Source organism: Flavobacterium sp. MAHUQ-57 (genome assembly GCF_051908335.1).
In the GTDB taxonomy this organism is placed as follows: Bacteria; Bacteroidota; Bacteroidia; order Flavobacteriales; family Flavobacteriaceae; genus Flavobacterium.
On sequence record NZ_JBPZTE010000006.1, the window covers coordinates 141,847 to 167,145 of the forward strand.

General features: G+C 33.3%; 28 protein-coding genes. All 28 read right to left on the reverse strand.

Features of this window, described 5'->3' with window-relative positions; genetic code table 11:
- Positions 1-16: 16 nt before the first annotated feature.
- The 28 genes from ACS8MM_RS00745 to ACS8MM_RS00880 all read right to left on the reverse strand — a co-directional run bounded on the left by ACS8MM_RS00745 (position 17) and on the right by ACS8MM_RS00880 (position 25,276).
- A complete protein-coding gene (locus ACS8MM_RS00745) occupies positions 17-745 on the reverse strand; it encodes a hypothetical protein (protein ID WP_379712015.1) in 729 nt (242 codons plus the stop codon).
- A gap of 467 nt (positions 746-1,212) precedes the next feature.
- A complete protein-coding gene (locus ACS8MM_RS00750; protein WP_379712017.1) occupies positions 1,213-2,205 on the reverse strand; it encodes a hypothetical protein in 993 nt (330 codons plus the stop codon).
- Positions 2,206-2,356: 151 nt separating this feature from the next.
- The gene (locus ACS8MM_RS00755) at positions 2,357-2,848 is read right to left on the reverse strand and encodes a hypothetical protein (protein WP_379712019.1); all 492 of its coding nucleotides are present in this window, start codon (positions 2,846-2,848) and stop codon (positions 2,357-2,359) included.
- A 38-nt stretch (positions 2,849-2,886) separates the two neighbouring features.
- A complete protein-coding gene (locus ACS8MM_RS00760) occupies positions 2,887-3,390 on the reverse strand; it encodes a hypothetical protein (RefSeq protein ID WP_379712021.1) in 504 nt (167 codons plus the stop codon).
- Positions 3,391-3,408: 18 nt separating this feature from the next.
- Entirely contained in the window at positions 3,409-3,798 is a 390-nt protein-coding gene (locus ACS8MM_RS00765) for a hypothetical protein (protein ID WP_379712023.1), read from the reverse strand.
- 53 nt (positions 3,799-3,851) lie between these two features.
- Positions 3,852-5,261 (reverse strand): DUF4932 domain-containing protein, encoded by a 1,410-nt coding sequence (locus tag ACS8MM_RS00770; protein ID WP_379712025.1) that lies wholly within the window; start codon positions 5,259-5,261, stop codon positions 3,852-3,854.
- 30 nt (positions 5,262-5,291) lie between these two features.
- Complete coding sequence (locus ACS8MM_RS00775; RefSeq protein WP_379712027.1) at positions 5,292-6,938, reverse strand: S41 family peptidase; 1,647 nt, start codon at positions 6,936-6,938, stop codon at positions 5,292-5,294.
- Between the two features lie 35 nt (positions 6,939-6,973).
- Positions 6,974-7,708 (reverse strand): hypothetical protein, encoded by a 735-nt coding sequence (locus ACS8MM_RS00780; RefSeq protein WP_379712029.1) that lies wholly within the window; start codon positions 7,706-7,708, stop codon positions 6,974-6,976.
- Positions 7,709-7,797: 89 nt separating this feature from the next.
- Positions 7,798-8,058 (reverse strand): hypothetical protein, encoded by a 261-nt coding sequence (locus tag ACS8MM_RS00785; RefSeq protein WP_379712031.1) that lies wholly within the window; start codon positions 8,056-8,058, stop codon positions 7,798-7,800.
- A gap of 47 nt (positions 8,059-8,105) precedes the next feature.
- Positions 8,106-8,549 carry a hypothetical protein gene (locus ACS8MM_RS00790; RefSeq protein ID WP_379712033.1) on the reverse strand — a complete coding sequence of 148 codons (444 nt, stop codon included), beginning with the start codon at positions 8,547-8,549 and terminating at the stop codon, positions 8,106-8,108.
- Positions 8,550-8,615: 66 nt separating this feature from the next.
- Entirely contained in the window at positions 8,616-9,128 is a 513-nt protein-coding gene (locus ACS8MM_RS00795; protein ID WP_379712035.1) for a hypothetical protein, read from the reverse strand.
- 50 nt (positions 9,129-9,178) lie between these two features.
- Positions 9,179-9,721 (reverse strand): toxin-antitoxin system YwqK family antitoxin, encoded by a 543-nt coding sequence (locus ACS8MM_RS00800; RefSeq protein WP_379712037.1) that lies wholly within the window; start codon positions 9,719-9,721, stop codon positions 9,179-9,181.
- Positions 9,722-9,864: 143 nt separating this feature from the next.
- A complete protein-coding gene (locus tag ACS8MM_RS00805; protein WP_379712039.1) occupies positions 9,865-10,386 on the reverse strand; it encodes a hypothetical protein in 522 nt (173 codons plus the stop codon).
- Positions 10,387-10,425: 39 nt separating this feature from the next.
- Entirely contained in the window at positions 10,426-11,208 is a 783-nt protein-coding gene (locus ACS8MM_RS00810) for an alpha/beta fold hydrolase (RefSeq protein WP_379712041.1), read from the reverse strand.
- 103 nt (positions 11,209-11,311) lie between these two features.
- Positions 11,312-11,803 carry an SRPBCC family protein gene (locus tag ACS8MM_RS00815; RefSeq protein WP_379712043.1) on the reverse strand — a complete coding sequence of 164 codons (492 nt, stop codon included), beginning with the start codon at positions 11,801-11,803 and terminating at the stop codon, positions 11,312-11,314.
- Positions 11,800-12,120, reverse strand: a complete 321-nt coding sequence (locus tag ACS8MM_RS00820; RefSeq protein WP_379712045.1) for an ArsR/SmtB family transcription factor — start codon at positions 12,118-12,120, stop codon at positions 11,800-11,802. The genes ACS8MM_RS00815 and ACS8MM_RS00820 overlap by 4 nt, the downstream gene beginning before the upstream one ends.
- A 197-nt stretch (positions 12,121-12,317) precedes the next feature.
- Positions 12,318-12,944, reverse strand: coding sequence for a PAS domain-containing protein (locus tag ACS8MM_RS00825; RefSeq protein WP_379712047.1), 627 nt, complete (start codon positions 12,942-12,944; stop codon positions 12,318-12,320).
- A gap of 201 nt (positions 12,945-13,145) precedes the next feature.
- Positions 13,146-13,814: a hypothetical protein gene (locus ACS8MM_RS00830; RefSeq protein ID WP_379712049.1), complete on the reverse strand. Its 669-nt coding sequence runs from the start codon at positions 13,812-13,814 to the stop codon at positions 13,146-13,148.
- A 323-nt stretch (positions 13,815-14,137) separates the two neighbouring features.
- Positions 14,138-14,974, reverse strand: a complete 837-nt coding sequence (locus tag ACS8MM_RS00835) for an MBL fold metallo-hydrolase (RefSeq protein WP_379712051.1) — start codon at positions 14,972-14,974, stop codon at positions 14,138-14,140.
- A gap of 301 nt (positions 14,975-15,275) precedes the next feature.
- Entirely contained in the window at positions 15,276-16,169 is an 894-nt protein-coding gene (locus tag ACS8MM_RS00840; protein WP_379712053.1) for a lysophospholipid acyltransferase family protein, read from the reverse strand.
- Between the two features lie 144 nt (positions 16,170-16,313).
- Positions 16,314-17,717 (reverse strand): TolC family protein, encoded by a 1,404-nt coding sequence (locus ACS8MM_RS00845; protein ID WP_379712055.1) that lies wholly within the window; start codon positions 17,715-17,717, stop codon positions 16,314-16,316.
- A gap of 16 nt (positions 17,718-17,733) precedes the next feature.
- Positions 17,734-20,907 (reverse strand): efflux RND transporter permease subunit, encoded by a 3,174-nt coding sequence (locus ACS8MM_RS00850; RefSeq protein ID WP_379712057.1) that lies wholly within the window; start codon positions 20,905-20,907, stop codon positions 17,734-17,736.
- 23 nt (positions 20,908-20,930) lie between these two features.
- The gene (locus ACS8MM_RS00855; protein WP_379712059.1) at positions 20,931-22,088 is read right to left on the reverse strand and encodes an efflux RND transporter periplasmic adaptor subunit; all 1,158 of its coding nucleotides are present in this window, start codon (positions 22,086-22,088) and stop codon (positions 20,931-20,933) included.
- 221 nt (positions 22,089-22,309) lie between these two features.
- Positions 22,310-22,888: a TetR/AcrR family transcriptional regulator gene (locus ACS8MM_RS00860; protein WP_379712061.1), complete on the reverse strand. Its 579-nt coding sequence runs from the start codon at positions 22,886-22,888 to the stop codon at positions 22,310-22,312.
- 249 nt (positions 22,889-23,137) lie between these two features.
- Positions 23,138-23,701 carry a transglycosylase domain-containing protein gene (locus ACS8MM_RS00865; protein ID WP_379712063.1) on the reverse strand — a complete coding sequence of 188 codons (564 nt, stop codon included), beginning with the start codon at positions 23,699-23,701 and terminating at the stop codon, positions 23,138-23,140.
- 177 nt (positions 23,702-23,878) lie between these two features.
- Positions 23,879-24,184 carry a hypothetical protein gene (locus ACS8MM_RS00870; RefSeq protein ID WP_379712065.1) on the reverse strand — a complete coding sequence of 102 codons (306 nt, stop codon included), beginning with the start codon at positions 24,182-24,184 and terminating at the stop codon, positions 23,879-23,881.
- A gap of 8 nt (positions 24,185-24,192) precedes the next feature.
- Positions 24,193-24,543 (reverse strand): hypothetical protein, encoded by a 351-nt coding sequence (locus ACS8MM_RS00875; RefSeq protein WP_379712067.1) that lies wholly within the window; start codon positions 24,541-24,543, stop codon positions 24,193-24,195.
- Positions 24,544-24,733: 190 nt separating this feature from the next.
- The gene (locus ACS8MM_RS00880; RefSeq protein WP_379712069.1) at positions 24,734-25,276 is read right to left on the reverse strand and encodes a GNAT family N-acetyltransferase; all 543 of its coding nucleotides are present in this window, start codon (positions 25,274-25,276) and stop codon (positions 24,734-24,736) included.
- Positions 25,277-25,299: the final 23 nt, after the last annotated feature.

Consider the following 25,299-nt stretch of genomic DNA (forward strand, 5'->3'; position numbering starts at 1 on the left):
AAAGTTGGGAAAGAGATTATATGACCTTTCTGAATCGTATGCCTTTGATCATGTTAAATTCAGGACTACCGGCGCCATAAATTGATTTGACGTATTTTTTTACTTCGGTGGCCACATCTACGAGACCGATGGTGTCGTCATACAATGTTCTGTCCCTCATTATTCTGGAGTTACTGACATTGACATAGGCAACTGACACCTCTTTGTTTTTGTTCAAGAGATCAGTTTCTTTGTTGTGTAAGTAATTAATTTTCAATTCGTCTTCGTTTGGAGTGTAACTTGGTTCCGATTTTAGCACCGATATTAGTGATGCGAAGTGGTGCACCTGTTGGTCGAATGAGAGTTGGCTCACACTTATTTTTACAGGAGCGGGGACGTTGAGGTCGGTGATGAGATTAATAGAGGTAGCTCTTCTTCCGTGTAGTTTTCGGTGGTATACTTTGGCGTTGTTCACCATTTCTTTAGGCGCATCTGTTACTTGTAAGGCGTTGATGAGTCGGGTTGACAAAGTTCTTAGATTTTGATACGCCATGATTCGGTTGTTGACCGCATTGTTGTATTCGGTATTTTTTTGGATGACATCTGCCAATTTTGCCTGTGCATTTGTCGCGATTAGGTTGAGATGGGGAATTTTCAGAGTGTCTTTTGATGGGTTGTAGTGGTTGCCATAGCCCGATACAAATTCGATAAGTGTTTGGAAATTAGCAAGATTTTTTGCGTGTCCTGTTTCTGCTGATGATGACATACTTTTTTTTGTTTTTTTAGTTTGTAGTACTTGTTTGACCGTATTGATTCGTCTTACGGTTTTAAATTTGACAGAATTGTATTACAAAATGTATGCCGTTTTTCTTTTAGAATGTTAAATTTTCAGACTTCTTGGGTTATTAGATTGTTAGACTTCTTGGAATATTAGATTGTTAGACTTCTTAGATTCTTAGATTGTTGGACTTTTTAGATTGTTGGAGTTTACGATAGAAAGGATATTACTTTGGTACCGAGAGGTCCGCGTGAGCGGGTGCAGTGGCATCCTTTAGTGAGGTGATTGAGGGATCCGAAACACCTTACTAAAGATAGAACGGAACACGCGACCCGAAGGGGCACGCCATCATTTTGAATAGAGGATTGAAGTATAGCGGATTGTTTATAAAGAAGGTTGGGTTAGCATTTCAAGAAGAAATCCAACCCAACCTCAGATTGTTTGTATTTATTACACTAAATGTGAGATTTGATATAATTGATGATTTTTTGGAGGATTTCATCGACTGCATTTTGCTCAGGATTGAAGAGAGTGCCATCGAAATAGCGAGGATTTGTTCCGTCTCCCGTTGGCGAGCCATGATGTGCATCGATGGATTTGCGCCAAAATTCGGCGTGGTTTTTCCATTCTAAAACATTGACCAATCCGGGTTCTGCGAACCAAAGATTCCACGACAATACATTTCCGGGTTGTAGCATATTGCCGGAGCCCAGATTGAAAGCGTCCATAACCAGTTGGTTGAAATCGTCCACAATGGGATCTTTAGTAAGCTTGATATCACCAATTTCAACTGCGATGTTACCGGTAGCAAAGGCTTCTGGATGTAAGGCGAAAGAAGGGTTTTCGAAAAGTGTGGAGATTCCGCCGCGAACCGGGAAGATAGGTTGGTTAGGATTTCCAGGGAGATAGGTTTGTACTCGGATGGCGTTGTCTTTATCTAAAGGGAATTTAGGCATTGAGTAGTGCAATAAAGGCCAGATTTCATTTATAGTATCACCTTGTTTTTCGCTGGGTGAAAACCAGATTTTGCCTTCTACGGTCATATCGGCTGCCAGGTATTCGTTTTTATTGGCAGGTTTTTCGTTGACCCATCCTCTTTGGCCGGTAACCGTAACTTCCACATTCAAGCAAAGTTCGTCTTTCAGCCAGATACCCTGTTGCGGACAAATGATAGAATATACCCTTCCTTCATCGGTATAGCCGATTCGGGAAATATAAGGGGCAAACTGTTGGTAGCATCTTTTCGGATCGGCACTTCCTTTTTGTGTTTCCCAGCTGAATTCAGGCCATCTGACACCCATTTGACGTTGTAGGAAATTGATATTATCCATATTGCCGAGCATGGGCAAAGAAGACAAATCTGCTGTTGGATATTGCATTGGAGAGTTGGCTGGAGGAAATCCGCCCACCCATCCGTTTGGAATTCCGGAATCTTGATTGGTTTGCATAGTTTTTAGTTTAGTATTTGAACTGTAAACTTACTGCGATAAAGACTCTTGTGGATGAGTAGAAGTACGTGTTTTTGATTAGATTATTAGATTGGTTAGATTATTAGACTTCTTAGATTGTAAGACTATTGGGAAACATTTCTAATGTAGTTTACTCCACTTTAGCGAAGCAGATACTTCTATCGCCTTGGAAAAATTCAATTTCGTAACCAAAAAGTTTTCTTTTGATGCGTTTTGGCGTCCATGCGTCACCACATTGAAACGTCAGTTCATTGTATTCATAATTATAATCGAGATTATAATAGCCTTTTTCACAGAGTGGAATAGACTGATTTGGAGTGAACTCGAATGTTTGGTCAACTTTGAGAATCAGGGTATATTTATCAAAATCTTCTTTGGGGATTTCACCACCTCCATCTACAATTTTATAAGTGCCTACCAGTTCACTTATAGTAGGTTTGTGGGAAAATGGACTGATTATTTCACTGAAAAAGAAGAAGCATCCCGGCACAGTCATTAGAATTACACATATGACAGCACTTGTTTTATCTTTTTTTATTCGGCTTTTGACCAAGTTGATACTTCCAAAAATAAAAAGAACAACTATGATTATGAATTCGAACAATAATCCCAGAGCTTCCATGTTTTCTATGATGAGTTCTTTATTTTTTTAGCGAGTGGTTACAACTTACTTTTAATATAATCATCAATTTTGCCTTGATCGAATAATTTTACGGCTTTCTCCATTTCTTTATTTTTTACAATGTCAATGCCTTTTTTGTATACTTTAATCATTGAAACAATTGCGGCTTTCGTTGCTTCAAATTTGGATGTATTGGTTTTGTTCAGGATGTTGTATTTGGCATAGCTGGCTAAATACAAACCCAGAAGTTGTTCGTTTTTATCATAAAGCTTGATAAGAGGTTCGCTTAGTTCTACAGTAACTGTTGGACTACCTGTTAACCATTGCAAAACAAAAGTATTCACTTCGCGTCTTTTTACCTTGTCTTTGTCCAAATCGGTTTCTTCCAACCATGTTGCTGCGTTTACAACATCATTTTCGTAAGTTTCAAAATCGGCTGGAGTTTCTAGTTTTACATTTTGTGGAATATCAAATTTAGTCTGACTGAAAGTGGCAGTTGAGAATAGGAAAGTAACTGATGCTATGAAAAGGATTTTCTTCATGATTTTTTGTGATTTAATTTACTTGATTATTTTGAATTCTACTGGGAAGATATTTCCATCAATTGAGGCATGACCGGATACGATTCCTTTTTCAATTTTTTCAAACGTAACGTGCATGACCACCCCAGGTTTCAAAAAATTGGGTATCGTAGTTTCGATAAGTGTTGCATCATATTCGCAGTCGTTGATCCAATTTAGGGTAGATTTGATAATGTATTTACCATTCTCCACATATTCGGTGTGTGTATTCCCTTGAATGATTACATAACTGTTTTTATTAGCTTCTTCGGTATATCTCATTTTGATGTCTTTCAGGATTTTACAGTCAGTAGTTTTAGCTTCCTGAGCAAAACAGTTGATTCCGACAAGTAATAATGAGAGAATTGAAATGGATTGGAATAGTTTCATAAGTATTGATTTTAGATTTGGTTTGTAAATGTATTGAAAAGTTGGTTAAAAAGTTAATTACTGCTTTTGATTTGCCCTCTTGACCATTCAATAATCTGCGGATATAATTCGATTATTGTTTTAGAAGGGGATTCATTTCGGAGCGCAATCAATTTATCATTAAAAGCTTTGAAGTTTAGAAAACCTCTGTCTTCTGTATTCATTTTTATTTTTTCAGCGATAACTAAATTAGCGGTTTCCACATCAAAATTTTCCAAAACCCAAATATTGAACACAGCATGTGTCATATATTCATTGAAAACCGATTGTGGATTATTGTAATGATTGTTTTTTTCAGACCAGATATTCGCATTAAAAACTTCAGCAATTTCTTTTCTGTATTTATTGCTGATAGGATTGACGTAATTATGATCGATTTCTGTGAAAACTACTCCCGAAAATAGCGCTTCTTTTTGTTTTTCGGTCAGTTCCGTTCTTTGGTCATACCTATCGGCATTGCAAATGAACATGATGGTTTCGCCAAACAGAGATTTTGTTTTTGGGTTGGCAACCACAAAATTTTGCGTGCTATGACTTCCTGTGATGAGTGGTGAAAAGATTACTTTGTAGGCATTATATCTATTTGGAAATTCTTTTTCAAGCCACGTCCACATGTTTTGTATTGGTAAAAGTTGTTTTACTCTATCGGTATCAACAGCATAGTATTTTTTATTTTTCTTATAGAATTTTCTGAAATTAGATTTCTCTGCAAAATCCTGAACTAAGGGTAATAAATCTGTAAATAAATTGGTAAAGCTTTTATAGTCTTTTCCATAAACATAATTGTATGTTGCTCCCTTTACAATTTTATTGTTTTGGAAATCATAGATAAAACTGTTTTCCCTGAATTCATAATACAGTTGCAATGCTTTGGTGTTATCAGAGAAGTTTAATTTCTCAAAAATAGGATGATTTAAATACGGTTTGAAGTAGCTTTCAACGGCTTTGTAATATGCAGTGTTTTTATGTAAATGTGCTATTTTGTTAGCACTTGGCGATAAAGACAATAGAATATTGGCCAATTCATATACTTCGGGTGTTTCAATAGTTATTTTTCCCTGATTGGCATCGATATAATCCTGAGAAAAATTAGACGGAGCTGCATTGTATCTGAAAGCGACAACCGTTTTTTTCTTTGGAGTAACCACTGTAACATAACTTTTTCGGGCGTAGGGATAATTATCCGCTTTGATTCGAAGTGTATCCTTTCCGATGATTGCTGAAGTTATCAATCCTTTTCCACTGTTGGTACCCGGACTAATGGTATCTCGTTTGCTTAAGTCAACTTTTAGAATTTCAGATTGATCGGAGAAACGAATTTTTAAGGTATCAGAATCGGAATAGTAGATCTTTTCGATTTTTTCAATGATTTCCTGTCCGAAAGTAGCATTGACAAAAAGAAGCAAAATGATTGTATATTTCATCAGTTAAAGTGGAGTTTTAGGTATTTGCGATTATTTTCCAGTTTCAATAAACTGCAATGCGCGTTCCAATACTTCATCCTTGCCTTCGAGCATTCCTTTGATAGTGGGTTTGATTGCAATGTCTGGTATTATTCCAATTCGTTGTGTTTCCCGACGGTCGGGATAATAGACACCCAAGCCGGTAAAACTGGAATGAAAAGCCTTCATATAGTCGATATCGGTCACATTTCCGTCGGCGCCTGCGGTCTGACTACCGATTAGGGTGGTGTTATCGGCAGTTTGAAAGCACATGGCAGTCCATTCGGATTGACTTAACGATGCTTCGTCGATTAGGACAATTACTTTGCCTTTATAATTATTGTTGTTTTGAGTGCCTGATGTAGTGCCTTCTTGCCAAAAAAACCTACCCGGGTAGCTCAAATCGGGAGCTGTGTAAACGGCAAATAATTTTTCTTTAGAGTTTATGAAAGCTGAAATAGCTTCATAGGTTCCATTCGGATAATTTCTTAAGTCGAAGACAATGGCTTTGGTAGATTGCAATTTTTCAATCATTTCAGGGATATCTTTGATATGTAAAAAAGCCATATTTACATAACCAATATTATTTTCAATTTGTTTGAATTTTACTTTGGATGCTTTGTATTTTGGAATTGATTTTAATACATATCTGTTTTGATTATAATCGGCCCAATTGATCGTTTTTGACAAGTATTTGCCATCGGTTAAAAATTCCAGTTTGATAGTGTCTTCTTTACCTGATAAAATGGGTTCAATGATGTCGTGTAAAAAGCGGGAATCATTTGATGCGCTGATTAAATCTCTTTTTTCTGCAATAATTTGTTCAATGCTTTTGTCATTAATTTTGGTGATTATATCGCCCACTTTAACCCCATTGCTTTCGGTGAGATCCGGGTTCAGTATTTCGGTCACAATCATTTTATTATCGATAATTTTAGCAACCATCGGTAGGAAGTGTCTACGTGTATATCTGTAAAAAACCACATGAGAATCATTGATTTTTGCAGTTAAAGCCTGCATAGTCAAATAAAATTCATCTTCCGTTTGCGCATTACAAAAACGAGGAATCATTTGTTCCAAAGTAGCATCCCATTTCACATCCATTACGTATTTGTAAGGGAAGAAATATTCGATCAAATTCCAATAGGTGAACAATGCTAAAATTCGATCATTTTTGTCCATGCTGTTGAAATTCGTAAAATCTTCATTTTTGATAAAAATGTTCCCGGCCATATGTTTTCCAACATAGAAATGTTCACCCTGGAACCTGTTTTTTTCTATGAATTTGAGTTTTTCCGACAAACTTTTGGTAAACATTTTAGAATCGTCCAACCAGGATAAATCGAAGTTTTTATCGAAATACTCCAATTTTTCTTTTGGTAGGATAGGAGCAGTCTTTTGTAAATCGCCCAGCGAATTAATCCAGTTTTCCAAAACAAGCGAAAACTCCTTCTTGTTTTTTGCCTGTTCTATTTTTGGCAGATTTTCCAGTAATTGAGTGTTCCAGTTAAAATCACCATTAGCTACTTTGGGATGATAATATTTTAGGAATCCCCAAACTTTACAGGTTGTAGTTAATTTTTGGGGTTCGGTAAGTGTGGTTTCGGCGTTTATAAATTGGAAAAAGAAAAATGCCAATAGAACTAGTAGTCTTTTCATGAAATAAATAAGTTAGTGGCGACTATTACTTTGTTTTACTCTTCAGTTGCTGGTTGCACTGTTTCTACTTTTCCGTTTTCAATAATGATTTTTGTGGCACCCGCTCTTTGGGTCATTACTTGCTTTCCGATATCTTCCAAGCCTTTACTTTGATAAATTTTCATGGCTGTAGTGACATCAATAGCCTGTCGGGTTTGTTCGTCCAAATCGAATGTTAGGGTAATGAAATTCAAATGTACACCAAGCGGTTCCAGTACTTTGTTGCTTTCAGCTAACAAATGTGCTTCCATATCGCTTTGATCAAGTTCTACGATATCGGCATTGATGAAAACCCCTTTTGCCACATCTTTAATTCTTTTGTCGATGACCATGTTTTCGGCACCTTCGAAAGCATTTCCTATTGCTTCTTCGTTATCGGCATCCGTATTTGCTTTACCCAGAAATTTTGCTTGTTTGATAAAAGCCAAAGGAGAAGTGATCGAATAATCATAATCGATATGCACTTTGGCTCTGACTCTGTCTTTTAGATTGGAGATGAATTTACTTTCACCTTGCATTGGGTAATTCGGTATAACTACTTTCATATAGCAGGCATTTAATCCTCCTTTTGGAACGGCTTCGCCTGCTTTGATTTCTTCCCAATTCATACCACAGTCGTTCGAAACAACTACTTGCTGATTGGATTTGGCATAACTACAACTTTGTAAAAATGAAGTTGTTGCTAAAAGTAAGCTTACCATTGCGAATTGAAGAAATTGTCTTTTTTTCATGTTTTTTATTTATGGAATACTGTTCTGATTATAAGTCTTCATTTAGGAATAGTGTTACAATAATTGGTAACGTTAGAAGGAAACAGGTATTATTGTAAGTTACGAGAATCCATTTCTTTTTGCATTTCCCTTTCCAAAATTTTATTATTGCTAGAATTTCTAAGGATGATATAAGTGATAATCAAAGGGAAGAAAGTAAAAAATTCCAAGCCATTTTTTACAGCGCTATAAATGGCAATCCCAAGTGTGATCCCAATGACCACTGCATCGATAATTTTATTGATTTTCAATTTTTTTACTTTTTGTACAAGTTCTTGGTCGCTCAGTTCTGTGAAGTTTTCTGGTTTCATGTTTATCTGTTTATTGGTTTAAATGTATTCTAATTAATTGTAAATAGTTATCCGTTGGGATTGTTTTTTTCTAACAATTTGTTTTTTAATAGTGTTGCTACTTTTTGTATTACGATGGCTAATACGATGCCGATAATTAATCCGCCGATAAGTCCTGTTGTCAATCCGACAATTATAGCTTTTGTGGTGCTCCACCAATGTGTAATTTGATTTAAAAGCCAAAATGCAACCATGCCAATTACTGCAAAAGAAAAGGTGGAAAAAACCATCATGAATGTCCGAAATCCAGCCGTGACCGACTTTTGATGTATTCCAACAAGTACTGAAGTTGATATAGCTCCGAGGGTTATCCCACAGAATAGTAGTACAAGCACCAAAACAGTTACGACAATTGCTGCAATCACACAGATACAGATAAATGCGATACCCAAGAGTAACATTGCAAATAAAAACAAATTGAATTCTTCATCGATTGGAATATCGTTTTGCAAAAGGGAATTTAAAAAATGAGTCAAAAGTAAAGTTGTTGTTTTGGGTGATTAATTATGGTTTAAAAATTACTTGCAATAATCAGAAATTCCATCTTTTGAGATGATAAAATGATTGATTTTTCCTCTTTTATAATCCAAATGTATAACCTTAGTGGCATATACTTTTCCAGCAATTGGTAAATCAAAATCGGTTATTTCAATTAAGCCGGTGTTACCAACTATCATCAAGACCGCATTATTGTCATTCAATTCTGCATTGTCGTATTTAGTATGTATTTTATTGTCGTACTTTTCATTGCAATTCATGTTTATAGGACCTAATGATACAATTTTATTCATTGGTTTTGTAAAACTAGGAACAGTAACAGGTAATTTACAGATTATGCTATGTTTGTTTTTGTCAAATGTTCCTGAAGGAAGACCAAAAAAAGCATCGACTTCATTTTCATTGATAGCAAGATTGATTTCGAAAACGGCTTGATTGCTGAATAATGTAATTGAATTCAAATGGTTATAGTAACGTAAACCCAACCAAAGTAGGGCAGATAATAGTAGTAGCGTTAAAAAAAAATTCTTCATTTAGGATTTAGTTTAATGAGATACATTAACAATTAAAAAAATGACTTTAATTATTCAATATATTCGAACGTGTTATAATTGAATTTATGTCTTGTTTTTCCAATTGAATCGTAACCAATTTCGATTCCGATTTCTTTACCATTTGAATATTCGCCGGTTTTTCTGATTTTACCATTTTTGTGAAAGCAATTGTAATTACCGTTTTTCAATCCATTCGTATTCCTAGTAAAAAGACATTGCACTTGTCCATTACTGTAATATTCATTGGATTGTATTTCAATATCATTTTTAAAAAAGGAAATTGAACGGATTGTTCCTTTTGGCTTTTCATCTATTTTAAAAAAGGTTTTTGCAGCTAAGTTGTTATAGATAATGGGTTTTTCGGTGAACGCTATTTTGGAAGTATCTTCAAAAATTTCAGTTGCATTTTGTGCAATTAATTCTTTGATTTCCTCAGATTTTATTTTTTTTAAGGCGAATATTTTTTCACTCAATGCAATCATTTCCTGTTGCTTTTCCAGATTGAATGTAACCTCTTTTTTGCAGCCTATGGCTGTTAAAAGTATAAAGGATAGGATACTTATTTTCTTCATCTTAGTTTTTTAAGTGCTTTCGGAAATTGCAAGTACACTATATGTTTGCTAATTCACATTTTTACAACGTAGTTGTAATAAATTTCAGATAAAGATAACATTTTACAGAATAAAACAAGTAAATAGTTATTGCATAATTGCATTTATACTTCTGTACTATTTTTCATTTGAAGTACTTCAAGTACTGCTTTTCGAGCTTCCTCAGTTAAGTATTCTTGATTAAGTTTTCTGTTCAACTCGTCTTCGGATAAATTTTTAAATTCGCGTTTGAAAAATTCGATTCGGGTGTTTTTTCCGATTTCTATTTCTTCGACGGAAGGAGCAAACCATTTTTCTTTTAAGTGTATCACTTCATTTCGTCTCTTATAAACTAATAGTATTAAATAAAGACTATCTGTAATACTTATTTCAATGTACTTCAACAAACCTATTGATAAGTTGAAAATCAGTGTGAATTTCAGTAGGTTAAAAGTAGAAAAAAGTAAAATTGTGATTAAAATGGCTAAACTATTATCATAGTATTTTCTATAGGTGATCGTAGCTAATGATAATCCGATTATTCCGAATATAAAATAAATATTCAATTCTAGATTGAGACACAAAGAAGAGATAACATTGATCCAAAGTATTGCAATAAGTATAATCTCGGTTTTTATATCTTTCATTTTTATTTTTATAAGGTATTAGGATCGGTGTAAACTTTTTTACTTTAAAAAATCTTCTATGTAATTTATAATTGTTTTGGTTTGCATCATTACGCTCACATGTCCTTGTGCAGGAACTATAGCTAACTGCGATTTGGGCATGGGTTGCATATCTGCCGTAATACCACCACCCAATAGTTGATAGGTTTTCATTAATTCCACTTTATCGAGTCCGTCATTGTCTCCAGCAATAAGTAAGACTGGAGCCGTAATTTTTGCAATGTTAGCATCACCACAGTTGAAGGGTTCTTTAGCAAAAACAAACATTTGGTCTAAAAATTGGCGCCATTTTGTTTTATCAGGAGCAATTGCATCGTAGGCTGTTTTTAGTGGCGAGTTGTCGAAAAATTCGGGTTTAAAACCTTCAAAAGCATTGTTCACAATGGGTAACCAACCTTCGGTTTTGTAAGTAGAAGAGATGATAATTAATTTTCGCAAGCGCTTAGGACTTTGAATGGCAAATTGGTAAGCAATTGAACCACCCATGCTAAATCCTGCAACATCTGCTGTTTCTATTTTTAAGTAATCCATTACACCTTCGACATCTTTTGCCAATGTAGTAATATCTAATTTTCTGTCGGAATAGGGTGTGTGACCATGTCCTTGGAATTCAATGGCAATTACTTTTCTGGTTTTTGCTAGTTCGGGTAGTAATTCAGACCAATTCATTTCGATGGTATAAAAAGCACCATGTAGAAGAATGAGAGGTTGTCCTTCTCCATATACCTCATAATATACTTTGGTACCATTGGTTGAGGCAAATCCGCTTTCTTTCGGTTTCATTTTTTGTCCAAAAGAGGGAAAAGCGACACTTATTAGAAGTACAAAAAGAAAAAGCCCTTTCGTAGAAAAGAATGTAGATGCTGTTTTTTCCATGACGTACGTTTTATTTTTTGCTTGCCAATAGTTCAACCAAATAGTTCAATGTAGCTGTGAATCCTTCTTTGAAGCCCATTTCAATCATTTTTTGCATTCGTTCCAAAGAGTCATTTTTTATGGTAATAGTCACTTTTGTTATACCATTTTGTTCACTAAAGTTCAAATCCCAATCCGAGCCTTGTGGGTCAGGATTTTCGTCTTTATCTGCAAAAGTACTAAAATATTTAAAGTTGGTTTTTGGTGAGATTGCTGTGTATTTTTGAATTTGCCAAAATTCTTGTCCTTCGGGACTCACCATGGCATAAAACCGACGGCCACCTACTTTAAATTCCATCACTTTTGTTTTGGATTCGAAAGGTTTTGGAGCCCACCATTGATCAAGAATCTCGGGTAGGGTAAACGCATCCCAAACCAACGAAAGTGCTGCATCAAATTCTCGCTCTACCACAACTGTTTTGGTAGCTTTGTCTACGGTAAAATCAAAAAGTAAATTGCTCATTGTTTCTTTTTTTTAAGTGTTGTTAATACGTTGTCTAATTGATTGAATTGCTTTTCCCAAATGGATCTGAATTGCTCAATCCACTGATCAATTTCTTTCATTTTGTCAATTTCAAGAGAATAATAAATTTCTCTTCCCTTTTGTTGTTGTTTTACAAGTTCACACTCTGTTAAAATGCGTAAATGTTTAGAAACGGCTTGTCGTGTTATTTTGAAGTTTTCGGCGATAGCGTTTGGTGTTAAAGCTTGTAAAGATAATAAGACGATTATGGCTCGTCTTGTTGGATCTGCAACAGCTTGAAAAATGTCTCGTCTCATTTGCGATTGATTTAAATATGAAACTATTCAGTTGCAAATATATGTGCAACTTTTTGGTTTCGCAATTTTTTTCAAACTTTTTTACAAAATTTCAGGAATTGGTAAGAATTTACGGCAAAGAAAATCAATGATTTAAATACTCAGTAGTAGGGTTAAGCAGCTAGAATTTTAGATGTCAGATTTTAAAGTTGTTGGAATTAAAGACTGTATTTTTTTTCCAACTGACTCATATGTGTCGTCAATTCTTCCGTAAATAAATTGAGTTCGATTGCACTTGATTTTAGGTTAGAGACTAATTTTTTCATGTCTTCATGTTTAAGTTCAGCGCCATCCTCAATAAGATTCATTATCCCCAAACAACGTACTAAAGGGCTTCTAACTCGGTGAGATGTCATTGTAAGCATTTCTTTTAACTTCTGACAATATTCTTTATTGAGTTCGTCTACTAATTTTTGATTGGTAAGATCACGAGTAAGCTTTCCAAAGCCAATTACAGTACCGTTTTCATCATGTATAGCAGTTATTAAAACGCTGCCCCAAAAGGATGAACCATTTTTTTTGATTCGCCATCCCTCAACCAATGACTTACCATTTTTTCGGGCATTTTCCAAGAGTAGATCAGGAATTTTATTGTCAATATCTTCTTGATTGCAAAAACATTTGAATGACTTTCCTATGATTTCTTCACTCCAATAGCCTTTAATTTTTTGGGCTCCAGGATTCCAAGATTGAATATTTCCATTGATATCAAGAAAGAAAAAGGCATAATCTTCCATTTCGTCAATAGCTTTCAGTAGAACTTCGGATAATTGTTTACTTTTCATTATTCAAGTCTTTAAATATAATGGAACAATATTTAATTTTGTAGTCTTTTTCGTAAATATAACACAAAATTGGATTGTTACAAACCTATATTTGAAAACTAAATTTAGAAAGTAGTAAATAAAAGAACAGAGCTTTTGGTTAGATGAATTTTTAATTTCCAAAAAGCTACATCTATTGCTTTCAGCTTTTTTTAAATGGTACTAATTGATTTGTAAAGTCTGCTCTATTCTTTTCATTGTGCTTCTAGATTCGTTACTATTCTCGTTATTATCGGTCAGTGCATCTTGAAATACAAGTAAACTCTTGTTTCCACTTTTGTCAATTATTTCAAAAACGTCTATTTCAATGGGAATACCAGAAAGCGTTGCGGATAACTTCATTCCATCTAATCTATATGTGTTTATTTTCTTAGTAATCTTTTTTGTTGAGCAGTTCGCCTTTCCGAATTGACTTATCATTTCATTCACATATTCTTTCACGTCCAATTCAACTAGAGGTCGTATGATCATAATTTTAAAATCGTTGCCTGATAAAGTCCAAATATCATTGGTGGTTGATAAATCTGCTTCGAAAGTATAGGTTCTTGGATATTCAAATTGAATATTATTGTGGGGGAACATTTTCCAATCATAAACACTAATTGTTGTTTGTGTTCCTTTATCTAAACCCTTCCATTTTTTGGATTGATTTTCTATAAAGTATTCGGTTCCGTTTTCTGATTTTAGTTCAAAAATTAATGGTGGCTCCTCATCTTTTGCTAAATTAACTTCAAAGTCTTTAAAGCTAATTTTCGATTCTCTTTTTTGGTCACAAGAGGTTTGAGTGAATGCAATAATGATTGAAACTAGAAATAGGAATATTTTTTTCATAATGTTGTACTACGTTCCGCCGGCTTCACAAAGTGGCTTACTTTTGGCTGAATATATTTCCACAAAGCTAAAATATAATAGCGAAAAAGGAATATGAATTTAGCAATATTCCTTCCATTTTATGAAGCCGCCGTTATGAGCCGCAAGAGTAACATATAAAATGAAATTAACGTAGAGATAGTTAGTATCCATTTTAAAAAAATAGTTTCCTGTATCAATTGAAGAAGAGTTCATCAAATATTTTAAAAAAATAAACTTCGTAAAGAGTTGAACTTTTTGGCCAACCTATTTTCAAATTCTTCTTTCTTCTTTAATTTTTCAATTTAAAAAACCATTTTCCACCATTCTTCAAAATCTCGATTTTCAGTTCCCAAAACAACTTTTTCTCCAATCTTAGGTGTTAGAAGCTTAAAATTAAATTCTCCTTCTCGATACAATTTGGATACTTTTTCTAAAGGCTCATCCCATGGGTGCATTGCTAATTTAAACTTTGATGAATGTATTGGGATTAATTGTTTTGCTTTTAAATCGGTAGCCGCTTTTAAAACTTGATCCGGCAGTAAATGTATAGCTTCCCAAGCAGCATTATATTGTCCATTTTCTAAAAGAACTAAATCCAAAGGGCCAAATTTATCTCCAATTTCTTTAAAATGATTATCATATCCACTATCACCTCCTAAAAATATTTTTTTATTTGAGGTTTCTACTACAAATGATAACCAAAGTGTATTGTTTCTCTTCAATCCTCTTCCTGAGAAATGTCGTGCAGGTGTTGTGTGTAGTTTTATTTTTTTGTTTAAATGTACGGTTTCATTCCAATCTTTTTCAACAATCATTTCCTTGTTAAATCCCCAATGTTCAAAATGAGAACCGACTCCTAAGCCACAAACAATAAGTTTGACCTTACTTTTTAATTCCTTTATTGTTTTATAATCTAAATGATCATAGTGATCATGAGTAATCAATAAATAATCGATATCCGGCAAATCTGAAACTTGATAAGGGTTACTTCCATCAAATGAAGAAACGACACCAGGAATAGGTGAGGCATTACCGCTAAATACGGGATCAATTAAAAATCTGACCCCTTCAATTTGAAAAAAGTAAGAAGAATGTCCAAACCAAACCAAAACTTCATCTTCAGGATTTAACTCTTTCAAATTAGTCTTTACTGATGGAATTTTGACCGATGGGCTTGTGTTGGGATTATTGCCAAATAATTGCTTGTAAAGAATACCCAACATAGAATGACCTTCAGTTAATGTAGGTGTAAAAGAAATGTTTTCAAATTTACCGTTCTTGAATTGAGGAGATTTTTTTATCTTCTCCAATCTCTCGTCTGAAGGCTTTTTTCCAAATTGAGGTTGCTTTAAGAAAAGAATTGTAAAAGCAACAATCAAAGCAATTAGAATTAAAATTGTTGTACTAAATATCATGATTTTATTTACTATAAATTTGGTTTCAATTCGACAACTCAAAGTTAGTTATCCAACGTTTTTTATACTGTTCTTTATAAATATGTTTCCATCTTTTATGGCTCCAAAGGTAATTTTCAGGATTATGAATAATTGCATCTTCAAGTTTACTAGTAAAAATACTCGTAATTTTTCCTAAATGATACTCTTCTTCAAAATTGAAAATTGGAGTAACTTCAAATTTGTACTTGCCTCTTTTAATGCGAACAATTTTGGCAAAGAAGGTAGGTGTATTTTTTGAGGCAGAATAAAGTTCAGAACCACTTATAAAACCTGTAGGTTGTGACAAAAATGAGGTCCAAAAACTTTTTTCGGGGGTTTTGGGATTTTGATCGGCAACCATTATTAATATATGCTCTTTAACTTTCAAGTCTTCGATTTCTTTTTTCATGTTTTTAGAAGAAACCATCTTAGAACCAAATCTACTTCTCAATTTCAGCATAAATTTATTAAATGATTTGTTTCTTAAAGGCTTATACGCAACAACTATATTTACACTCTTAAGAACTGATGCAATATGAGCATTTGCCCATTCCCAGTTGAATTGATGTCCTAAGTAAATATGAATGTTTTGTTTGTTTTTAATGAGTTGCTGTAAATCAGAATAATTAAACTCTATTCTGGAATGCAATTCATTTTCAGTTATTGATAACAATTTTATGGTTTCAAAAATATTATCACAAAAATTCGTGTAAAACTCCCTTTCAATTTTAGTTCTATCAATGTCGTTTCGATTGGCAAATGATTTTTCAATATTCGCTCTCACTACTTTTCTTCGATACCTTATTATGTAGAATAAAATAAAAGAAGTCAAGTCAGAAAAAAAATACAGTATCCTCAAAGGAAGCAATGACAGTAAATACAAAACTGCATAAATCATAATTCAAATACTATTACATCATGTAAATTAAACTCATCGATACAATTGCAATAAAATCAATTACAATGACAAGGTTTACAATAAATTCCTCGAGTTCATTTATTTGGTTGTTTTTCATAAAAATAGATTTTAATTAATAATCAATTAGTTCCATCCACCACCTAAAGCTCTATATAAATCAACATAAGCAGATAGTAAATCTTTTTTAATTGTCACAAGTTCAAGTTCCGCTTGTAACAAATTACTTTGGGCAACAATTACTTCTAAATAAGAAGCCTCACCATTTTTAAACAACATTGTTGCACTTTTGAGCGCACTTTCTAATTTGAGCTGTCTTTCATTAGCTAATTCATATTGCATTTTTAATTTATCAATACTGACCAAAGCATTACTAACCTCTCCAACAGCAACCATTACAGTTTGTCTGAATTGATCGACGGCTTGATCCCTTTCAAGCTTTGAAACTTCATATTGTGTTCTGATTTTTTTGCTATTAAGAATTGGCGCTGTTAAACTACCAGCGAAATTTGCAAATAATGACGCAGGTATGGTAAACCAATTACTTGCTTCAAAAGAATTTACACCTCCAATTGCTGTAATATTTAATGTTGGGTAAAAATTAGATTTTGTAATTCCGACTTTCGCATTAGCTGCATCTAGAGCCAATGCTGCACTTTTAACATCAGGTCTTCTTTCAAGCAATTGAGAGGGAATACCTACTGATAAATTTGCATCAGTTACGATTGAATTTAATTTTTCAATTCTAGTTTTTTCAGAAGGAAAATTACCGGATAAAATACTTAAAGTGTTTTCTTGAATTTGGATATTCTGTTCAATTTGAGGAACTAATTTTGCAGCAATTAAACGTTGTGCTTCTGTTTGTTCTTTAGCCAATAAACTTGTCATACCAGACTCATATTGTAGTGTCACAAAACGAGAAATACTATCATTTAACTGTACCGTTTTTTTAGCTATTTCTAACTGAGCATCTAGCATTAACAAATTATAATAACTTTTAGAAACATTTGCAACCACACTGGTTTGAAGTGCTTTTTTAGCTTCTGCGGACTGTAAATATTGGGCTAAAGCTCTTTTTTTCTGATTTTTTACCTTACCCCAAATTCCTATTTCCCAAGAAAGATTTACACCTGCTGAGTAATCTTCAATGTGGTTTTGGCCCAAAAACAAATTGGTACTAACACCATTCAAACTATTTTCTGATAATCTATTCGATGATGCATTGACAAAAGCATTTATTTGTGGAACATTGCCCCATTTAGTTTGTTTGTATTGCAGATTGGCAATAGAAATAGTCTTTTCGACGATCAATAAATCATTGTTCTTTTTTAAAGCCTCATCAATCAATTGAATTAATTCTTTTTCCTTAAAATAATCTTTCCATTGGATTGTTGCTATAGAAGTTGTGTCTGTATTCGAAACACTCCTATAAGCTTGTGGAACTTCTATATTAGTTTTATTTTGAGCTAAAGCCCTCACACTAATTAAAAGTGTGAGAACTGTATATATTGTTATTTTTAAAATTTTCATAGTAATCAATTATAAATTAATGGGATTGTTTTTCTTCATTATGAATTACAGCCAATGGCTTACCGGAAACTTTTTCGTGTAAATACTGAAATAGGATGAACAATACCGGAATTATAAAAATTCCTAAAAGAACACCAGTAACCATACCGCCAGCTGCACCAATACTTATTGAATGATTTCCTAAGGCTGATGGTCCAGTTGCTCGCATCATTGGAATCAATCCAACTACAAATGCAAATGAGGTCATAATAATTGGTCGTAAGCGTAATTTGGCTGCTTCTAATGCTGAGGCCAACAGTGATTTTCCTGCATTCCTTCTTTGAACTGCATATTCTACAATTAGAATGGCATTTTTAGCCAATAATCCAATTAGCATTATCAAGGCAACCTGCACATAAATATTGTTTTCAATTCCTGCAAAACCTATGGCTAAAAACACACCTAAAATACCAGTTGGTATAGATAATAATACGGCGGCGGGTAAAATATAACTTTCGTATTGTGCTGCTAACAAGAAGAATACAAATAGTAAACTCAATCCAAAAATTATAGCCGATTGTCCTGAAGAAGTGATTTCTTCATTGGTCAACCCAGAAAATTCAATCGTATAGCCTTTTGGTAATTTTGTTTCTGCTACTTCTTGAACCGCTTTGATTGCTGCACCAGAACTAAATCCGGGTTTTGCAATTGCATTAACACCAATTGAGTTAAAAAGATTATATCTCGAAGCAGTTTCTGAACCATTTACAGATTTTAGTTTCACTAATGAGTTCACCGGAACCATTTCTCCATTTCTATTCTTTACAAAGATAGCATTCATGGTTTCAGGAGTATTTCTGGAAGCGGCTTCTGCTTGAACCATAACACGATAATATTTTCCGAAACGATTGAAATCTGAAGCCTGAGCACTTCCATAATAGGTTTGCATTGCTTGGAGAATATCTCTTACATTCACACCTAGCTGCTCTGCTTTCACATCGTCAACCTCCATTTCCAATTGAGGATAATCAGCTTTGAAACTTGTAAAAGCAAAAGCAATTTCAGGTCTTTTCATTAACTCCCCAATAAACTGAGTACTGATACCACTAAATTTGCTGATACTTCCACCGGTTTTATCTTTCAATACAATATCCAATGCATCTACATTACTAAAACCAGGTACAGTTGGAAAGGTAAATACAAAGAAATTGGCTCCTTTTATACCTGACAATCTTCCGCGAACATCATCCATAATCGCATTGATGTCTTGAACATCTCCACGTTCTTTTGCTGGTTTCAATAATATAAAAGCTACGCCTGCCGAAGAACTGGTAGATGAAGTGAGCATATTAAATCCAGAAATGACATTCAATACTTTTTTAGAGGGTAGGTTCCCCAATTTTCCTTCAACTTCTTTCATTACATCCTGTGTTCTTTCTAAAGAAGCTCCAGCAGGCATTGAAAGTGAAATGGCAATAAATCCCTGATCTTCAGATGGAATAAAACCGGTTGGAGTTGTTTTTACCATATAAAAGGTTGCTGCTATCACAACCGCTAATCCACCCAAACTCAACCATTTATTTTTGATTAAAAACTGAAGACTTTTTACATATTTATCTGTCAATTTAGTGAACCCGGTGTTAAATCCGATGAAGAATTTTTCCTTAAAGTTTTTAGGCTTTTCATCCTCACGATGATGGTCATCATGTGGTACATCTTTTAAAAACAATGCCGCTAAAGCCGGACTTAATGTTAACGCATTTACTGCCGAAATTACAATGGCAATTGCTAACGTAAAGGCAAATTGTCGATAAAAAACTCCTGTTGAACCTTCCATGAAACCTACTGGCAAGAATACTGCCGACATCACTAAAGTAATCGAGATAATCGCTCCAGTAATTTCACTCATTGCAGATGTTGTAGCTGATTTTGCACTCAGTTTTTTACTATGCATTTTCTCATGAACGGCTTCCACTACAACAATTGCATCATCTACAACTATACCAATAGCTAATACTAAAGCAAAAAGAGTTAATAAGTTTACTGAGAATCCAAATATTTGCATGAAAAAGAACGTTCCTAAAATAGATACTGGAACTGCAATGGCCGGAATTAAAGTTGCTCTGAAATCTTGAAGAAATAAGAAAACAACGATAAATACTAATAGGAAAGCTTCAATTAAAGTCGATTTTACTTGTGATATTGACATATCCAAAGAATCTTTGGTATTGTATAAAATCAAATGTTTCACATCTTTAGGAAAATCCTTTGAAGCTTTTTCCATCATTGCTTTGATCGCTATCTGAACATCACTTGAATTGGATCCTGGTAATTGGAAAATACCAATATTTAAACCTGATTTCCCATCAATTCTAGTACTACTGGCATAAGTGTAAGAACCCAATTCAATACGAGCTACATCTTTTAAACGCAATACTGATCCATCCGCATTAGAATGAATTACTATATTTTCGTATTCTCCCGGATTGTTTAATTTTCCTTTGTATTTGATAACATATTCAAAAGCTTCTTTACTCGCTTCACCAAATCTACCTGGAGCAGCTTCAAGGTTTTTATCCTGAATTGCACCCATAACTTCTTTTGGTGTCAAATTATAAGCAGCCATCTTTGCAGGATTCAACCAAACACGCATTGAATAATCTTTATTACCTCCAAAAGTCACAACCTGACCCACACCCGGTATTCTTTTAAGATCAGGGATGATATTTATTTGCGCATAATTGGCCAAAAAAGTTTGATCGTATTGTTTTTCATTTTCAGTATATAAATCCACTACCATTAAAAGACTATTTTGCTTTTTGGTTGTAGAAATTCCTGCTTGAACTACTTCGGCTGGCAACTGACTCGTAGCTTGAGAAACTCTATTTTGAACGTTTACCGAAGCTTGATCAGGATCAGTTCCTAATTTGAAATTTACCGTAATAACCAATGATCCATCATTACTGGCAGTTGAACTCATATAGCTCATGTTTTCTACTCCATTAATTGCCTCTTCTAATGAAGGCGCAACAGAACGAAGCACAGTTTCTGCATTTGCTCCTGGATACAACGCAACAACTTGAACCGCTGGTGGTGCAATATCTGGAAATTGTTGCAGGGGAAGGGTAGATAATCCTATACTTCCTAGGATAACTATAAGTATAGCGATGACTGTTGATAGTACTGGCCTATCAATAAATTTTTGTAACATATTGAATGAGTTGGATTTAGAAATTAAATTTTTGCCACTTCTTTTTTAGTATTTTGCTTCGCCTGTTCACTAAAGCTCGGGTCAGGAATAATTTTTGCACCATCCGGTAAATTTTCAAAACCTTTTAATACAATTCTGTCTCCGGTTTTGATACCTTCTTCTACTAAATAATTGGTTCCGCTTTTGCCTGAAACAACGATTGGTTGACGCATAACACTATTGTTTTTGTCCAGTAAAAAGACATATACTTTATCCTGTATTTCAATTGTAGCTTCTTGTGGAACCACTATTGCATTGGCGTGATTTACATTTATTTTAACTTTTCCAGTATTACCTGAACGTAATAAGCCATTATTGTTTGGAAATTTTGCTCTTAAAGTAATTGCACCGGTGGTTTTATCAAATTGACCATCTACCATATCCACATTTCCTTTATGATCATATTCAGTATTGTCAGATAATACTAAAGAAACTGCTGGCATTTTTTTGATTTTTTGAGCGATTGTATTTCCCTCATATTGTTTTTTAAAGTGCAAAAAATCATTTTCACTTAAAGAGAAATAGGCATATACTTCTTTGATGTCGGATAATTTTGTCAATGCCTCTGGATCTTGAGGACCAACAAGACTGCCTTGCTTTCTCGGTAATCTACCTATATAACCATTAATAGGTGCTTGTATTAAAGTATAATCCAAATTAATTTGAGCGTTATTTAACACTGATTTGGCTTGTTCAACATTAGATTTTGCAATACTTAAGTTGGATTTGGCTGTTCTTAATTGATAATCAGAATACATTTTACTTTGTACCAATGGGACTAATTTATCCACTTCAATTTGTGCATTGATTAATGAAGCTTCAGCTGCTCTTAAACTTGCTTTAGCAGTATTGAATTGTTGACGATATACGTTGTCATTGATTTTAAACAAGGGTTGTCCTTTAGTAACATAAGCGCCTTCATCAACAAATATTTTTTCTAAAGTACCGTTCACTTGTGGTCGTACTTCAATATCTGCTTTTCCCTGAATTGCTACAGGAAATTCTGTTGAAGTTTGTGCGTCAGACTCCGCTATATTTAAAACTGGTAATGTTGGTGCCACAACAGGAGGCATTTCATTATTTTTTCCTGAGCAACTAATTAATAGGATAGACAATACACTAAATAGTATGATCTTTTTCATAATCGTTTTTTTATTTGTTATTATTAATTTAAAGGGGAAATCATTCTTTATTTTTGGAATAATCGTTTCAGAATTCATGCTGCTTTTTATATTAAAAATGGTTAGTACTTATGTTGTATTTTGGAATAATCGTTTCAGAATTAAATCCGTAATGTATTGTATTTATTATATCTTATGTATTTTTATCTGAAACAATCATTCCAGAAAAAAGTAAAAAAAAACTATGGTAAAATAGTCTTAATTAAAAACTCAGACATTTTTTTGATTCGAATTGGATTTCTTTCTAATATGTAAGATTGCTTCCATCCAGTAAACGAAGTCACAATGTATTCTGCAATTAATTTTGCATCTGAAGTTCCATCCAATTCTTTGTTATCAATTGCTTTTTGAACAACTTCCGACAAAAAAAGAAGATAAATTTCGTTATTCTTTTGCATCTGATTTCTAACTTGTAAATCTTCAGGTGCAATTTCAAAAATTGTTTTCATCCCTAAGCAACCTTTTTCACAATCTACAATCCAAGAAACTTTATCTCTAATGATGTTAATAAGTGCTTGTTTGGCAGATTTTTCAAGTGCTACTTTTTCTTTCAATTCTACCATGGCATTATCAAAATAGCTAGTCAAACATTTCAAAAAAAGATTATGTTTGTCACCAAATGTATTGTATAAACTACTTCGATTAATTTGCATAGCATCAACAAGATCTTGCATAGAAGTGGCATTATATCCTTTTTCCCAAAAGACATTCATTGCCGCATCTATTTTCTCGCTCTCATTAAATTCTACACAACGTGCCATGAAATCTAAATTTACAATGCAAATATAGTTATATTTTGGAATAATCGTTTCAGAATTTTAAAATTAACAAAAAATTAAAATTTTAAAGTAATTAACTAACATAAGTAACTTGGATTTAAATTATTTTAAACAATTGATTTTTTATCATATTTAAAGTTAGTGCAGTCAAGTCTTTGCTATTAAAGTGAAGAAACTTAAATCAATAATATTTTACAAAATGAAACAGGGGAGTACGAAACTAGATTGTTGCTATTGCAAAATAGAGCTCTTAGCTGCCTTTTTTTCAGCTATTATATTTTGATATAACTTTACTTTTTCTTCTACTTTTTCTTTTCTACGTTTCGGATTATATAACGCCGGATTTTCTAACATTACCAACAAAGTAATTTTCTCTTTTTCATTCAAATCTTTCAGTGATTTGTTAAAATAATAGTTCGCAGCACTTTTAACCCCAATAGTGCCATGCAAATAATCGCATTGTAATAATTCTATTTTCAAACAATTATCATGTCCAAAATCTTTCTTAGCTTTCAATGAGTATATTTTCGTCCTGGGTGAGATTTGATGTCGAAAAGGATCTACACTTTTTGTTATTACTTCACAAGGGCAATTTTTTTTATCCTCTGCTTCATATATTATATTGTATAAATCAACTAAAGAGGAGAGATCTTCATGTTCTGCTTTTTTCAAAGCAAGTTTTAGTCGTGTAAACTCTTCATTGTTAAACATTGGATTGTAATCACTTAACAGTGAAAAATAACTAATTAGTGTTAAAATGAAACCTAGAAATACTATTAACGTTAATTTTTTCATGCGAACTAGCGTAAAAATGACTGATTACGTCCCGCCACTTGGCGGGGTTGAGAACTTCACAACTGATTGATTTATTTCATCCGTTCGGCATTCTCCCAAGTCTCTGTTAAAGATAAAATTTAATAGCGAAATATAAATAGGATTTTAGCAACATTCTCGCTATTTCATGAAGCGCTGTTAGTAGCTGTTTTTATTTTCCATTTTGGTTTTCTCTGTTTCAGAGTTTTCCACAGTATCCAATTCAGGAGTTGCGCTTATTCTTGACACAAAATGAATAGTCCCAGTTGTTTTAAACTTTTTTGTCGCCCAAATTATTCCTATAATTAATCCAATAAGACCAATAGTGATTCCTATGATTATTCCTTTTTGATTAGGGAAGTAATAGTAAACTCCAAAACCGAATGCAATTCCAAACAGTGTAGGCGAGAGCACAATTTGTATCCAACCAACAATTTCTGTTATTATTTCAAAGATTTTATGCATTTCAAAAGTCAAGTTAGTAAATATTCTATTACGATAATCAAAAGCATAATTCCAATCACGATTATAGCAATTTTAAAGTAAATACCCATTATTTTTTTTTCGTCACGATAATCTGAAATTCGAATAGTTTCTGTTTGAGCAATTATTCCATTTTCAGTGAAAATTGTATCAATTTTGATTCTGTCAGCTTCTTTTATGAAATATCGTATTCCACTTTCAAACATTGGTTGATTTTCAATGTCGCAAAAATATTCAATATTTTGTTTTTCAAGTTCGCTTTCAAATATTATTTTGTCTTTCTGCAAAACATAAATTTTGAGATTGTCTAAGAGTAATATTTCTGAATTTTCACTTTTCATTTTTGTTTGTTAAAATAGAAGCAATCGATCCCTGGCTTGACGTGATAGCGACTGCAATGAACTATTATTTCTTGCTAAGATAAGGTATTCAATGGTTCAAGCAAGAATTGCGAACAGGCTAAACATAATAGAAAGTTAAATTTATTGATAAGTGGCTAATAGGGCAAATTGCTGTTAGCAGTTGTTTATATTAATTCTTTTTTAAATTCTTGTTTACTAAAGTCCAATATTTCATTCCATTTTCAGTCCTTAATTCTGTAAAATTAAATTTAGTTAGTAGATTTATAGAGTTTGTATTTTCTACCAAACAGTTTGCTGTGATTTCTTTTACCATTTCATTTGAGAAAGCCCATTTTATAATTTCTTTTACAGCTTCTTCAGCGTAACCTTTTCGTCTTTCTTCTTTAATTATCCCATAACCAATATCAATGTTTCCTTCATTATAATTAAATCCTTTAAAACCCAAATCTCCAATTATTTCTAATGTTTCTTTTTTGATTATCATCCAAGATTCATAGCCAGTTGGTGTTTCAACTTTTGATAAGTTATTAATTATTTTTGGCAATGTTTCAACAACATCAGTATCTGGCCAACTTCTCCCTTTTTTTAAATTCAATATGTCCAAATCACTAAAGTCGTCATTTAATAAATTTCTACAAATTTGTATTGTGAATGGAATTAGGATTAATCTATCAGTTACTAATTTATCAATTTCAAGGTTTTTGACTTTCACTATTTTGATTTCTTTCTTTATTT